The organism is Leeuwenhoekiella blandensis MED217, assembly GCF_000152985.1.
GTDB lineage: Bacteria > Bacteroidota > Bacteroidia > Flavobacteriales > Flavobacteriaceae > Leeuwenhoekiella > Leeuwenhoekiella blandensis.
Window position 1 is genome coordinate 544,950 of record NZ_CH672395.1, and the last position, 13,896, is coordinate 558,845.

A 13,896-nucleotide genomic window follows, 5' to 3' on the forward strand; every position below is an offset into this window, starting at 1 on the left:
GTCTGAATTTAGATAGGTTTAATTTCCAATTATTACCACTTAATCTATATAGTGGCAACAATTTGTTTTCAAATATTCGCCACTTTTTTGTATTTTTGGCAAAGTTTTGATTTTTAACTATGCCAAAGATTATTGAAAATAAACTGATAGAAGCTTTCAAAGACCGTAGTTCTTTTGATAGGGATGCGCTATATAACTTCTACCTGGATTTCGAACCGGATCTAAAAGAAAGTACATTTAGTTGGCGAATTTATGACCTGAAGAAAAAGGACATAATTAAAACCATTGGTCGTGGACTTTATGTTATTTCCTATAAACCTAAATATAAACCTCTTCTATCAGATAGTGTGTTCAAGATAGCCCGTAAAACCAATGAGCGTTTTGAAGACATAAAATATGCCATTTGGGAAACCCAATGGCTCAATGAGTTTTCTCAGCACCAGACGTCAAATCAAATGATTGTCGTCGAAGTAGAAAAAGAATTTGTAGACTCACTCTATTACTACCTAAATGATAATCTAAGAATGGATTTTTTCCTAAATCCAGATGAAAAGGAAATTCAATTCTATATTTCAGAAAGTAACGTGCCAGTTATTATTAAACGTTTGGTGACAAGGGCACCCATACAAAAAATAAAAAATAAAAAAGCGGTAGTGCCCATTGCAACACTTGAAAAGATTATGGTGGACCTGTTTGCAGATGAAACTCTGCTACATTTTTACCAAGGTTCTGAAATGGTAAACATCTACGAGAAAATAATTGATAGATATAGCATCAATTTTACAAAGTTGTTCAGCTATGCCAAGCGAAGAAAAAAAGAACAGGAAATAAAGCAGTTTATAAGCAACAACATTCCAAATTTTTTAGAAGATATTCAATATGATTAACAACAAAAGTTTTGAAAAGGAATGGCTGAATGGCTTCCGTGCAAAAAAGGAACATAAGGGAATCGATGTAACCATTCTGGAAAAAATGGTTCACGCACTATCATTACTCGAACATTTAAAAGTTTCAGGACTCGATTTTGTTTTCAAAGGGGGAACATCACTTGTGCTTTTGCTAAAAGAAGGGAACCGATTTTCTATTGATATCGATATTATATCGAGCGTAGAGCGTGATAAATTAGAAGAAATTTTGGATGTAGTTGTAGCCAATTCACATTTCAAAAAGCACGTGCTTAATGAGCATAGAAGTTATAAGGAAGGTGTTCCAAAGGCACATTACACCTTTGAGTTCGAGTCGGTATATAATCCAAACGTTCCTGGAACCATTCTATTGGATATCCTTTTTGACAGTCCGCACTATCCAGAACTTATAGAATCGCCCATTGAAACACCTTGGCTTTCCATTGATGGAACTGCTACAACAATTACTACGCCTTCGGTAAACGCTATTTGTGGCGATAAGCTAACAGCTTTTGCACCAGATACCATAGGCATACCATTCTACAAAGGCGACCAGTTATTTGCAATGGAAATCTGCAAGCAATTGTTCGACTTGGGAAAACTTTTTGAAAATATTACTGATGTAGCAATGGTAAAGAAAAGTTTTTCAGCTTTCGCGAAAGCAGAACTATCCTATCGAAGTTCGGACAAGGATTTTAGTAAAAGGAAACTCAATGAAAAGGATGTGCTATGGGATTCCATAAATACCTGTGCTATTATGGCAAGACGAGAACGTAACCCAACTGCTGAAAAGAAAAAGAAATTTGCAGATTTAAGCTCTGGCATACGAAGCTTTGGTAGCGCATTTTTAATGACAGGGAACTTTAGGATTGAAGAAGCATTGGCAGCTTCGGCCAAAGTAGCCTATTTGAATGCTATTATTCTACAAAAAGAAGATGTTGAAATAGAATATTATGAGAATCAGGATACAAAGGAATTGGTTATTAAAAATCCGGATTGGGCCTTTTTGAACAGATTAAAACGCCAACCCGATAAATCTATATTTTATTATTGGTACAAGGCGGTAGAACTATTGTAAATTAATGTGAATGGAATTAAAGTATATTATAGAAATCTGTGTCGCTATCGACATCGCAATTTTGGGTATAGCATATCCTATTATCGTGGATAAAATATCCAATATAGGTCACAAGTTTTCATCAAACTATCTGGCTAATGCTTTTGAAAATGAATTTCCGCAGACAAAACTTTTTGGGATATTTCCCGGAAGGTCAAGAAGAATAACAGTATTTGAATGGGTTTTGTTCTTTACAATCAGCTCGTTTATATTCTTAATATTAGACCGTGAACCACTTTTTATTGCCCCAGATGCTTGTAAGGCATAAATCAACTCAATTAGGTCTGTTTTTGAAGCAGTCCAACCAAGTCGCTCACCGTTTGATAGAGTATTCAGCTTATTCGGTATGCCATAGGATAATCCTCTCAAATTATTCAATTCCTCAGAGTAATGACTAATTAATAGGTCATATGCCATAATTTTAGCAATGGCATTATCGTGGCTTGTGGAAAATTCAGCATCCGTGTAAAAATGAGAGGTGTTTGAGACCAAACTGATATTGTCCTTACCTCTTAAAAAATAAAATTCATCCAAAAGCTCAGAACCCTCTCTGTAGTATTTGATAAAATCTATATTACGTCCATTACTTTCTTGTAGTCTGCTTATTTCAGAATCGATAAAATCCTGTTGAGATTTTATGGTTCCAGCAGGTCTGTTTATTAAGAAATTATAGAGTTTTGCATAAAACTTTAATCTACTGTAGACATAGGGTTTATGTTTTTTAAAGAAAATAATTTCGTTCTGTTTATCAACGAATTCATTTTCCCTAACACATATCCGTAGTTGTTGTAAGTATTGCCTGGAAATGGAAATTCCTTTTTCTACATTATTGAAATCATCTAAATTAGATTCTTCAACTACTTTTATTTCTTCTTTATAATTTTCTAAAATTGTTTGAATAAGTTTATGCACAATAGATTTGGGGCTTATTGGTTAGATTATTTTTTTAAGAATTTGTAATAATTCATTATTCTTTAAATAGGTGGTTTTTTTAGAAAAATGAGAAAACCAATAGCAACTAAAATAATGCTTCCTGCAATTAGAAATGGATAATAAAAACCACCGGTAACCAACCAAGTTCCTAAAATGGGACCTAAAATCTGACCAACGCTGTTTGTTGAACTTTGTATTGAAATATTTCGCCCTGTATTTGTTTTGGATAACAAGGATACCGCAGACAACAAATTAGGTGTAACCATAGCACCACCAGCAGCAAACACCACAATTAAACCGTACACAACAAATTCATTTTTGAAAAAAGGAAAGGCAATTAATGAAATTCCTGAAATGAATAACCCAAAGCCAATTTGCTTTTTAGTAGATAGAATCTTTTCCCCATAACTGGCAAATACAGGCTGCAAAACAGCCATTATTGTACCACACAGCATAAAACCAATACCAACCTGGTTGCTGTTAAACCCTAATTCGTCTTTACCGTAGATTGAAAAAACAGTTTCAAACAAAGTCACCACAAATTGGATGACAAATGATAGCGCCAATAGGACAAGGAAATATTGGCTGAACGAGAACCGAAAAGTGAATTTTTGAGTTGTAAATTTATGGATGCGAACAGAATTTTTTAGCCATTTTACAACAATGACTAAAACAATAGAACCTAATAATGCAGCGAATAAAAAAGGTGTGGAAAATCGACCCAAATGTAGTTGACCAATTGCATACTCAAAATGAAGGTCTGATTGCGAAAGAAAGCCACCGATAACGGGTCCAAAAATAACCCCTGAACTAATGGCTACACCAGACCAGGCCATTATCTTCGTTCTACGTTTTTCAGAGGTAATATCACTTAAATATGCGTTGCTTACAGGAATAACGGAAGAAGTGAAAACACCACCAAAAATCCGAGCGATATATAGCATAGTAAGTGATGTTGCAAGCCCAGTTAGCAATTGCATTATTACAAAGCCAATCAAACCAATAATAATGACGGGTTTACGACCATATCTGTCAGATAACTTTCCCCAAACGATAACAAAAATTAATTGAAATAGAGGATAAATACTGGTAAGCAACCCAATATGGAAGTTGATTAAATCGGTGTCGAGATTGTCTTTTAAAGCTAATCTTTCGGTATAGTAGGGAAGGGTTGGCAATAAAATACCATAACCCAACATCACTACAAATAAACTCAACAGGATTAAAGATATCCTGTTGAGTTTTTCTTTTTTGTCCATTTATTTTTTACCGATTTTTCGCTTTAATAATTGCGCATTAATAGCTACTATAATAGTACTTAAGCTCATAAATACCGCACCAACCGCAGGACCTAAAACAAAACCTGAAGAATATAATACACCGGCTGCTAAAGGAATAGCCACGACATTATATCCTGTAGCCCAAATCAAATTCTGAATCATTTTATTGTAGGTGGCTTTCCCAAAGAGAATTAAATTGGCAATATCCTGTGGATTACTGTTGACCAGAATAATATCGGCAGTTTCAGCTGCTACATCTGTACCTGAGCCTACTGCAATTCCTACATCGGCTTTTGCGAGAGCGGGCGCATCATTAACACCATCACCCGTCATAGCTACAAAATCACCTTTGTTCTGTAACTCTTCTACAATTTCAACTTTTTGATGTGGCAATACCTCGGCGTAGTAACCATCCAATCCAAGTTTTTCACTCACAGCCTTAGCGGTTTTTTCATTATCGCCAGTTGCCATTAGAACTTTAATGTTATTCTTTTTAAATATTTTGATTGCCTCGGCAGATTCTGGTCTTATTTCATCAGCAAGGGCGATGTAACCGGCCAATTTTCCATCAATTAAAACAAATACTACAGTTTCCGCTGCATCGCTGTAAGCATCTTCAGGAATAGTAATTTTCTCATCTCTTAGATAGCCTGGACTTACTACCTTAACTTGTTTGCCTTCCACATTTGCCTCTACACCTTTACCAGTAATAGCATTGAAGTTTTCTGGGCTAGGGATAGTAATATTATCTTCTTTTACTTTTTTGATAATACCAACTGCAATAGGGTGTTCTGAGCTTTGTTCCAATGCACTTGAAAGTCTTAAAATTTCCTCTGTTGAATAAGTCTCGTTAACAGACTCAATTCGAGTGACACCAAAATCACCCTTGGTTAGTGTTCCTGTTTTATCAAAAAGCAAAGCTGAAATTTTTCTGGACTCTTCAAACGCAGTTCTATTTCGGATAAGCAATCCATTTTGAGCAGATACTGCCGTAGAAATTGCAACCACCAGGGGAATGGCAAGCCCTAATGCGTGTGGACAAGCAATTACCATAACAGTAACCATTCTTTCTAAAGCATAGACAAATGGAAAGCCTAAAATCAGCCATACTGCTAATGTTCCAAAACCAATAGCCAAAGCGATATAGGTTAGCCATTTTGCAGCCCTATCTGATAGGTTTTGCATCTTCGATTTGGTTTTTTGCGCTTCCTCGACCATCTTAATGACCTTGTTTAGATAGCTGTCTTTTCCAGTATGTTCAACTTTTACTTTTAAGGTGCTATTGCCATTTACAGAACCACCAATAACCTTATCGTTTTCATCTTTTTTTACAGGTTTGGATTCGCCTGTAAGCATAGATTCATTTAGGTAACTTGAACCGTCTACTATAATCCCATCAGCGGGAACTTTTTCACCTGGTTTTACCAAAATCACATCATCTTTTAGTAAATCTTCCAAAGGAATGTCTTCTATGGTGTCACCTTTTACCCTGTGCGCTTCCGCAGGCATCATACTTACCAGTAACTGCAAGGCTTTTGATGCACCTAACACACTTTTCATTTCTATCCAATGACCAAGCAACATTATGGCTATAAGTGTTGATAGTTCCCAGAAAAAGTCTTCACCTCTTAAGCCAAATACAGTAGCTGTACTATAAAAATAAGCTACGGAAATTGCCATAGAAATCAAGGTCATCATTCCTGGTGCACCTTTTTTGACTTCAGACCAAAACCCTTTTAAAAATGGCCAACCACCATAAAAATATACAACAGTGGAAAGTGCAAAAAGGATGTATGGATTTCCTGGAAGTAAAAATTCATAACCAAAAAATTCCTGAATCATTGGTGAGAAGAACAATATAGGGATGGTAAGCACGAGTGTTACCCAAAACCGTTTTCTAAAGTCTGCAATCATCATTTTATGATGGTCGTGACCCATTTGACCGTGACCCGGATTGTGACCCGAATGGTCCCCACCTTTGTGGTTCATTTTAGAATGGTCTTCTTTTTTGTGTTTCATCTTCGAATGGTCCATTTTCGAATGGTCCATTTCGTTGTTTTTGTGCTGCTCGTGATTTTCCATTATAGTATTGTTTAAGTGTTATCGTAATTTTTTTCTCATTGCTTCCGATATGTTTTCGGCATAGACGCCATAAGCATCTACTAAAAGACCTTTAAGCTCTTTTTTGGAAGATATTGCATATAAAATGCTATTATCATCGGTACTGCTCATTCCTTCAAAGCGATATATTTTATCCACTTTAAAATCTTCTGGTCGAATCTCAATTTTCAGGGAAGCACATTCCAGACATTCAGGTTTTAAGTTGAAATCATAAGGGTATTCGTTTGTCTGCAAATCGTTAATAGCTTCTGAAAGGGTGTTATAATTTTTCATTTATTTTTATTTATAAGTCATTGTAAAATAACTGTTGTCTTCTTCGGTAAATTTTTGAAAGGTCAATAGACCTTGTGCATTTAATTTCTCGTTAACAGTATAATTGAGTTGCTTAATGCGAATTCCCAAGGCATAGGCCTTAATGTTAATTTTTGAATTAATATTATTTTCGCTATTATTAAATTTTCGGTCGTAAATTTTTATGGTACTTTTTGAGCCAAAAAAATTCAACAAGCCCGAATCAAAACTCATTTCCAATTCTATATCTTCAAGGTTGTCCAAATCGTAGAGCTCTTTAAATTTTTTAGAGGTGGTATTAATTTCGGTCTCCTTTGATTTTGGGTTTGAAAACGGAAAAGCCATTACCATTACACTTGCCTCATCAGGCTTACAGCGATAGGTTGTGGTGTATTTATCGGTCGATTTTTTGTCTTTATCAAACAATTCCGTAACCACCTTAATTTCATAGTATCCATTTTTCTCTATTGTTTTACCAGCTTCAAAAGTTTGTTTATTGAGAAAAGCACCTTTTTCATCAAAATTCTCACGAATGACCAATCTGCCTGAAATCTGCCCAATAAGCATTTCAGTTTGTCCAGTCATTGTGATGCTGAATAAAATAATCAGTACTATGAAGATTCGACTTCTCATATATGGCGCATTAATTTCTTTACCTCTTTTGCCAGTATATCGCTTAAATCTATGCCATTGGACGGATGCGGAATGGTATTGCAGGTCACTATCTTTTCTACTCCGGAATCCAACAAATCTTGATAGGCATTACCTGAAAAAACGGCGTGAATACCAACACATATAGGTGGTCTCATCCCTGCTTTTTTCAAATGCACCACGGTTTCAATCATCGTTCGCGCCGTAGAAATAATATCATCTACCAAAATAGGTGTAGCATCTTTATATTTATCCACATCGGGGACAGAGACTTCTACATCACGGTCACCGTGACGCACCTTTTGTAATACTGTAAATGGTGCTCCTGCATTTTTGGCGACTTCTGAAACCCATTGTTCACTTTCAGAATCGGGACCGATAAGTACTGGGTTTTCGATGTTTTCCTTTATCCAATCTGAAATAGCATCGGCAGCGTGAATTACTTTATTTGGAATTTGATACACTTCTCCTAATGAACTAATTCTGTGTAAGTGAGGGTCAACCGTGGTAATGCTATCGGCAAAACCTGAAATCAATTTTCCGAAGAAACCAGAAGTTACCCCTTCGCCTTCATTAAATACTTTGTCCTGCCTCATATATGCCAAATAGGGCGCTACCAAACAGGTGCACATTGCCCCTAATGATTTGGCAGTATGACTTAAAAAATAAAGGGGCAATAGTTTTTCGTCTGGTTCGTGCAAGGTGCATACCAGTACCACACATTTATCTTTAACATCAGATAAGATGCGTGTGTACGATTCCCCGTCAGGGAATTTACGCAAAATGGCTTTGCCCACTTCAGCATCCATTTTTGTAGCCATTAGTTCTGTGAGTTCTTCATTTCCGGGAAGACAGAATAATATTGTTTTCATAGTTTTTTAAATTATAGTTATGATGTCGTTATGGTTGTTTTTATATTCCAGAGCATAGTTGAGTTCGCCTTTGGATTCAGCATATATGGTATATAACAATTGGTCTATTTCGATTTTTTCATTTAAATGGACATTCAAAAGAATCCCTGCCGATTTAGATTGTGGTGCTCCAGAAAGCTTGGCAAGTTTTGCGATTTTTCGGTTATCAATTCGTTGCAAAACGCCTGACTTTTCAGCTTTAATTTCCATTTTATAAGGTGCTAAAACTGGTTTTGAAAATTGACCTTGCGCCTTACAAATGGCTATGAATTTTTCATATGCTTTTCCAGATTTGAGAATTTTATGTGCGGTTTCCAGTCCCTTCCCTTTTTCTACTTTTCCAGAAAGTTCTAATAGTTCAGTAGCTAAAAGCAACGCTCTTTCTGTTAAGTCTTTAGGTGCATCTTCCTCATTTTTCAAAACTTTTAATATATCTATGGCTTCTAATGTTGGACCGATACCCCTTCCAACCGGCTGCGTACCATCCGTAACTACAACTTTTACATTCAACCCTACAGCAGTTCCAACAGTTTCCATATGATTTTTTAGTTTTTCTGCCATTTCGGTACTGCGAACCTTGGCGGTTTCTCCCACGGGAATATCAATGACCACGTGAGTAGAACCAGCTGCTGCCTTTTTAGAGAGTACTGAAGCAATGAGCTGCCCTTCGCTATCAATATCCAAGGCTTTTTCAATTTTAATGAGCACATCATCGGCAGGACTTAACTGCGCTGTACCGCCCCAAACAAAACATCCGCCTTCTTTTTCTACTACGGTCTTTATTTCCTCGGAAGAGAGCGTAACATTGGTCAGTACTTCCATTGTATCTGCTGTGCCTGCTGGTGAAGTGATTGCCCGTGAGGATGTTTTTGGCATAGTAAGCCCATACGCGGCAACAATGGCAACTACCAATGGTGTTGTCCTATTGCCAGGCAATCCGCCAATACAATGTTTGTCCACCACGATATCCTTGTTCCAGTTCAGTTGCTTTCCGGAAGCAATCATTGCTTTCGTTAGGTCGGATATTTCATCAATATCCATTCGGTCGCCAGCACAGGCAGTAATAAATGCCGAAAGGTGGATGTTGGAATAATCGCCTTCAACGATATCGGTTATGATGTTGTTATATGCCTTGTAATCCAGCTTTTGATTGTAGATTTTTGCCCTAACGTGGCTTAAGGATTCAATAGGCTCTAAATGGGAAACATATAATGTATCATTTGGGGAAACATTCAGTTTTTTCGCAGCAGCATCTGATAGTCCGATTTCATTGGGCAAAAGGATATCAGAATTCAGAACATTAAGACTTGCAACGATTGATGTACTTGCGTTCGATATTCTTATTCGGGTAAGTGCCTCAAACCCTTCTGAAATACAGACGTGGCAATCTTCGCGCATATACACTACATTCTCGTTTTGGGTATAGATGCCGAGATGTTTGTATTTTAATATGTTTGAGTGTGTGTCCATATATTATTGGTTGTTGTGATTTTTCGATTTATTCTATTTCTTCGATAGTGTATAATTGCGGAATTTCTGCATCCCACCCATAAGTTTCCTTGATGCCTTTTTGCAATGCTTCTGCACTCTCTTTTTCACCGTGTATAATAAAAATGCGTTCGGGTTTGTTTTTTATACTGTCCATCCAGTCCATAAGCTCTGCGTGGTCTGCGTGTGCCGAAAGCCCTTCAATTTCTGCTACTTGCATTTTAAACGGCACCCATTTTCCATATACTTTTAGTTCTTTTTCACCTTCCAATAATTTTCTGCCACGAGTGCCTTCAGCTTGATAGCCTACAAAAAGTAAGGTGTTATTTGGATTTTGTGCCTGTGTTTCAAGATAGTTTAGCATTCTTCCCCCTGTGAGCATTCCGCTTCCTGCAATCACGATTTTTGGTTTGTTATCTGTTCTTATTTCCATTGTTTCACGATAACTGCTTACGACCGTAAAGTGAGAACACATTTCGTCACATTCGTTGTCCTCCAATCTGTGCCAATCGCGAGTTCTATGAAACAGTTCCAATACATTGGCACCCATCGGGCTGTCCATAATCATTTGTACTCTGGGGATTTTCTTTTCTTTCAATAATTTCCAAAAGATGAGCATCATTAGCTGGGCACGTTCTACCGAAAAGCTTGGGACAAATAAGCTACCATCTCTGTTGATGGTATCATTTACTAATTTTTCAATATGTGGAAGTGCTTCTATTTCATCGGGATGAAACCTTCCACCATAAGTGGATTCAATGAAAAGCACATCCGCTTTTTTTGGTTTAAGGGGTGGATAGAGCAATAAATCATTGGTTCTACCAATGTCTCCTGAAAAGACAAAACGTTTTCCGTGCACATCCAACTCAATATAGGTTGCACCCAGAATATGTCCGTTGTATTGGAAGCGAGCCCTAATACCATCAAATAACAGAATCCATTGTGATTGTGGAATTCCTTTAAAGTGTGGGATAGTTTTTTCTACATCCTTTAAATCGTATAATGGTTCTGCGGGACTATGTTTGGAATAGCCTTCCTTATTGGCACGTTCGGCTTCTTGCTCCTGTATTTTTGCACTATCATTCAAAATGATTTTTGCAATGTCCAAAGTAGGATTCGTACCATAAATGGGACCATTGAAGCCTTGTTTTACCAATCTGGGCAGATAACCTGTATGGTCCATATGACCGTGGGTAAGCAAAACAGCATCAATATCACCTACATTAACAGGTGGGTACTCCCAGTTTTTAAGGCGTAATTCCTTTAACCCTTGGAAGAGGCCACAGTCTATAAGTATCTTTCTATCTCCTGTATCCACCAAATATTTTGAGCCAGTCACGGTGCCTGCCGCTCCCAAAAAGTGGATGTTTATTTTTTTGTTTTTCATCGTTATAGTATTTATTAATGTCCACCACAACAGGAAGGCGTATTTCCTTTGTCTTGGTTCGATTTGCTCAATTCCGCTATTTCGTTATATAGATTGCGGGAATCCTCTTTTATTACGAGTGCCAACTTCTTTACGGATTTAGGCTCGAAGTGTACCATACCCAATAATATTTCGAGGGCTTCTTCAAGTAGTTTAGAATCATCTTCCAATGCTTGGTAAAATGGCTCTAAATCTATACGGTTCTGTTCTTTCAGTTCTTCTGTTTTCATTTGTCCTATTTATTTAGATTAAAAATTTAAGTAGTGCTCTAATGAATTCCACATAATTCTCTTGAATCTTCGAGAACCTTTTTGTGTCTTTTTTTATCAATTCCTATTTTTTCCAAGAGCTTCGGACTTTCGTGAAGCTCTTTACAGAGTACGATGCCTTCATCTAATAATTTTGTTTTTTCAGCTTTAGTAAGCGTTGTTAAAGCGGTTAAGGGATGTAGCCCAGATTTATCTATTCTGTCCTTGAGACCATTTCCTCTTGGATAATCCCAACTGCTTAAAAGCATTCCAACACATTTCCCGTACTGAATGGCATCGGTTGTGAAACGCGTATTGGTGTACACAGCTCCTTTATGAAGTTTAGCCTCGTGACCTTTTTGGTGTTCCCATTGCTTTTCTACGTCCAAAAACCGTGAATGGATATATAATGGGATTTTTACATTACAAAACCTGCCTTGGTCGCTATGGTATTTGCATTCAATCATATAGTGTTTGTTTTCTTTTTGGGCGATAACATCAACTTCGTGCTGTACACAATTACCTTGAACAATAACTCCCACCTTTGTGCTAAAGCCTTCCATCTCTAAAATCTTACCGACAAATTTTTCAAAAGGAAATCCTGATGGCCCTAATTCCATTATCGCTTTTTTTAGCTTGTATTTTGAGGCACTTACGCGAGATTTACGCTTAAGCATTTTAAATGCCATCTGATAGATTTTTTTTGTGGTAATTCCATCATAGAGTTGGCCTTCGACTTGTTCAACTATTTGCTGAATTAATTCTTCGCTCGCTTGTGAACGCCTTAAGGAATTGATAAGCTTATCTACATCAAAGGCTACCACATCACCAGAATACTTCACTATGTTGATTGGATTTTTCATTTTTTAATATGTATGGTCATTACTGGAAGCACGGAATGATTTGTAACGCCTTCGGCAATACTTTTTGAAAATAGGCTCAAAAATCCCGTTTTTCCGTGAGTGCTCATTGCAATTAAATCTGCGGGCTGATGTTTTAAAAATGTATTGATGCCTGCTTCTACGGAAGACTCATTATGGACGCTCATTGAGAAGTTTTTTAGATTGGGGAATTTTTCAAGAAATTCCTTTACAGGATTTAAGCCAAGCTCTATGCTATTAAAGTCAGTTTCTGTGTTTACTCGTAACAAATGGATTTTAGCATCGCATTTTTTGGCTATTGACAAGATTTCTTGAAATGGATGCGTGACATCCTCTTCAAAAGAAGAAACAAATAGAATGTCCTTGAAGGGAAACGTTACATCCTCTTCTTTGACAACGATAATGGGTGCATTGGCTTTTCGAACTATTTTTTCAACATTACTACCCGTAATTTCTCTAATGACACCTTTGGTTCCACTGCTGCCGGTAACGATGAAATCGTGATGGAAATGACCAGAATGTTCTAAAATATCTTTCTGTCCCGAATCAAATTGAAGAAAAGTTCGACATTTAAGACCTTCGTGCTCAGCCTTTTTTTCCAGTTCCCGCAATTTTGATTTAACGACTCCAATTTCCTTTAAAGTTTCGGGATACCTTTTTTCTTTTTGTTTATCCAGTTTTACCCAATCAACAGGGGTAGTCATTTGATGTAAAAAGTGTATCTCTGCATCGTATAGTTTGGCTATTTCGATACCAAGATTTGCTGCTTTAGTGCAGTTTTTCGAGAAATCGGTAGGTACGAGTATGTTTTTCATAATTTTAGTTTTATTGTTTTTCTTATTGGGCGGTATAGCCACCATCGATAACCAGTTCGGAACCGGTCATAAATTTGGATTCATCAGAGGCCAGATATACAACTCCGTACCCTATATCGTCAGGTTCTCCCAAATGACCAATTGGATGTAAACTTTCCAATTGTTTTTTGCCTTCTTCTACGTCACCTTGAGCCTTGAGAAAATTCTCTACCATTGGGGTCCAGATATAAGCAGGATGGATAGAATTGATACGGATGCCATAGCCTTGTTTAGCACAATGTAGGGCGGCAGATTTAGTGAAAATGGTAACACCGCCTTTACTTGCGTTATACGCAGGTAAATTGGGGTCACCGATAAGTCCTTCAATGGAAGAGAAGTTAATGATGGAACCACCTTCATCTGTTTTCCTCATACCTTTTATACCATATTTGGTGCCTAAAAAAGTGCCATTTAGGTTTATATCTATAAGGTTTTTCCAATCTTCAAGGGTTACATCTTCAACTGTTCCTCCGAGCCCTATTCCAGCAGAATTTGCTAAAATGTGTAATTTCCCATAAGTTTCAAGGGTAGTTTCAATAACGTTTTTCCATTCATCTTCTTTGGCAACATCTTGTTTAATGAATATGGCCTCACCACCGTCTTCTTTTATTTGTTGAACTACTTTTTTACCACCTTCTTCGTCTATATCGGACACGACTATTTTTGCTCCTTCTCGTGCCAATAGTTTAGCACTTGATTTTCCCAAACCAGATGCTCCTCCTGTGACAATGGCTACTTTATTTTTTACTCGTTTCATAATTTTAAGATTTAAGTGTTACTACTATTTTTT

At 37.0% G+C, this 13,896-nt stretch carries 14 protein-coding genes; 2 read left to right on the plus strand and 12 right to left on the minus strand.

Translation table 11 applies throughout. The features are described 5' to 3' along the window. Positions 1 to 119 precede the first annotated feature (119 nt). Positions 120 to 887 (plus strand): DUF6577 family protein, encoded by a 768-nt coding sequence (locus MED217_RS02365; protein ID WP_009778872.1) that lies wholly within the window; start codon positions 120 to 122, stop codon positions 885 to 887. Next, on the plus strand, positions 880 to 1,983 hold the full coding sequence (locus tag MED217_RS02370) for a nucleotidyl transferase AbiEii/AbiGii toxin family protein (protein ID WP_009778873.1): 1,104 nt from the start codon (positions 880 to 882) through the stop codon (positions 1,981 to 1,983). The genes MED217_RS02365 and MED217_RS02370 overlap by 8 nt, the downstream gene beginning before the upstream one ends. Positions 1,984 to 2,109: 126 nt before the next feature. Here MED217_RS02370 and MED217_RS02375 read toward each other — a convergent pair whose 3' ends face one another. The 12 genes from MED217_RS02375 to MED217_RS02430 form a co-directional block, all read right to left on the minus strand. Further along, on the minus strand, positions 2,110 to 2,934 hold the full coding sequence (locus MED217_RS02375; RefSeq protein WP_009778874.1) for an RteC domain-containing protein: 825 nt from the start codon (positions 2,932 to 2,934) through the stop codon (positions 2,110 to 2,112). A gap of 62 nt (positions 2,935 to 2,996) precedes the next feature. Then, the gene (locus tag MED217_RS02380; protein WP_009778875.1) at positions 2,997 to 4,214 is read right to left on the minus strand and encodes an MFS transporter; all 1,218 of its coding nucleotides are present in this window, start codon (positions 4,212 to 4,214) and stop codon (positions 2,997 to 2,999) included. Further along, positions 4,215 to 6,317 (minus strand): copper-translocating P-type ATPase, encoded by a 2,103-nt coding sequence (locus tag MED217_RS02385; RefSeq protein WP_009778876.1) that lies wholly within the window; start codon positions 6,315 to 6,317, stop codon positions 4,215 to 4,217. Positions 6,318 to 6,335: 18 nt separating this feature from the next. Beyond that, positions 6,336 to 6,629 carry a hypothetical protein gene (locus MED217_RS02390; RefSeq protein ID WP_009778877.1) on the minus strand — a complete coding sequence of 98 codons (294 nt, stop codon included), beginning with the start codon at positions 6,627 to 6,629 and terminating at the stop codon, positions 6,336 to 6,338. A gap of 6 nt (positions 6,630 to 6,635) precedes the next feature. Further along, positions 6,636 to 7,232, minus strand: coding sequence for a hypothetical protein (locus MED217_RS02395; RefSeq protein WP_230199229.1), 597 nt, complete (start codon positions 7,230 to 7,232; stop codon positions 6,636 to 6,638). Positions 7,233 to 7,276: 44 nt separating this feature from the next. Then, positions 7,277 to 8,170, minus strand: a complete 894-nt coding sequence (locus MED217_RS02400; RefSeq protein ID WP_009778879.1) for a ribose-phosphate pyrophosphokinase — start codon at positions 8,168 to 8,170, stop codon at positions 7,277 to 7,279. A 6-nt stretch (positions 8,171 to 8,176) separates the two neighbouring features. Further along, positions 8,177 to 9,679, minus strand: a complete 1,503-nt coding sequence (locus MED217_RS02405; RefSeq protein ID WP_009778880.1) for a thymidine phosphorylase family protein — start codon at positions 9,677 to 9,679, stop codon at positions 8,177 to 8,179. A gap of 28 nt (positions 9,680 to 9,707) precedes the next feature. After that, complete coding sequence (locus tag MED217_RS02410; protein ID WP_009778881.1) at positions 9,708 to 11,084, minus strand: MBL fold metallo-hydrolase RNA specificity domain-containing protein; 1,377 nt, start codon at positions 11,082 to 11,084, stop codon at positions 9,708 to 9,710. A 14-nt stretch (positions 11,085 to 11,098) separates the two neighbouring features. Next, positions 11,099 to 11,353, minus strand: a complete 255-nt coding sequence (locus MED217_RS02415; RefSeq protein ID WP_009778882.1) for a hypothetical protein — start codon at positions 11,351 to 11,353, stop codon at positions 11,099 to 11,101. A gap of 38 nt (positions 11,354 to 11,391) precedes the next feature. Further along, the gene (locus MED217_RS02420) at positions 11,392 to 12,234 is read right to left on the minus strand and encodes an ATP cone domain-containing protein (RefSeq protein ID WP_009778883.1); all 843 of its coding nucleotides are present in this window, start codon (positions 12,232 to 12,234) and stop codon (positions 11,392 to 11,394) included. After that, positions 12,231 to 13,067: a universal stress protein gene (locus MED217_RS02425; RefSeq protein ID WP_009778884.1), complete on the minus strand. Its 837-nt coding sequence runs from the start codon at positions 13,065 to 13,067 to the stop codon at positions 12,231 to 12,233. Before MED217_RS02425 ends, MED217_RS02420 begins: the two co-directional genes overlap by 4 nt. Positions 13,068 to 13,089: 22 nt before the next feature. Further along, positions 13,090 to 13,863, minus strand: coding sequence for an SDR family oxidoreductase (locus MED217_RS02430; RefSeq protein WP_009778885.1), 774 nt, complete (start codon positions 13,861 to 13,863; stop codon positions 13,090 to 13,092). Between the last annotated feature and the right edge of the window lie 33 nt (positions 13,864 to 13,896).

What these genes read in the sequence shown, in the direction of transcription:
- MED217_RS02365 (WP_009778872.1), top strand. Translation starts at nt 120, where the DNA reads ATGCCAAAGATTATTGAAAATAAACTGATAGAAGCTTTCAAAGACCGT.
- MED217_RS02370 (WP_009778873.1), top strand. Translation starts at nt 880, where the DNA reads ATGATTAACAACAAAAGTTTTGAAAAGGAATGGCTGAATGGCTTCCGT.
- MED217_RS02380 (WP_009778875.1), bottom strand. Translation starts at nt 4,214, where the DNA reads ATGGACAAAAAAGAAAAACTCAACAGGATATCTTTAATCCTGTTGAGT.
- MED217_RS02385 (WP_009778876.1), bottom strand. Translation starts at nt 6,317, where the DNA reads ATGGAAAATCACGAGCAGCACAAAAACAACGAAATGGACCATTCGAAA.
- MED217_RS02390 (WP_009778877.1), bottom strand. Translation starts at nt 6,629, where the DNA reads ATGAAAAATTATAACACCCTTTCAGAAGCTATTAACGATTTGCAGACA.
- MED217_RS02395 (WP_230199229.1), bottom strand. Translation starts at nt 7,232, where the DNA reads ATGACTGGACAAACTGAAATGCTTATTGGGCAGATTTCAGGCAGATTG.
- MED217_RS02400 (WP_009778879.1), bottom strand. Translation starts at nt 8,170, where the DNA reads ATGAAAACAATATTATTCTGTCTTCCCGGAAATGAAGAACTCACAGAA.
- MED217_RS02405 (WP_009778880.1), bottom strand. Translation starts at nt 9,679, where the DNA reads ATGGACACACACTCAAACATATTAAAATACAAACATCTCGGCATCTAT.
- MED217_RS02410 (WP_009778881.1), bottom strand. Translation starts at nt 11,084, where the DNA reads ATGAAAAACAAAAAAATAAACATCCACTTTTTGGGAGCGGCAGGCACC.
- MED217_RS02415 (WP_009778882.1), bottom strand. Translation starts at nt 11,353, where the DNA reads ATGAAAACAGAAGAACTGAAAGAACAGAACCGTATAGATTTAGAGCCA.
- MED217_RS02420 (WP_009778883.1), bottom strand. Translation starts at nt 12,234, where the DNA reads ATGAAAAATCCAATCAACATAGTGAAGTATTCTGGTGATGTGGTAGCC.
- MED217_RS02425 (WP_009778884.1), bottom strand. Translation starts at nt 13,067, where the DNA reads ATGAAAAACATACTCGTACCTACCGATTTCTCGAAAAACTGCACTAAA.
- MED217_RS02430 (WP_009778885.1), bottom strand. Translation starts at nt 13,863, where the DNA reads ATGAAACGAGTAAAAAATAAAGTAGCCATTGTCACAGGAGGAGCATCT.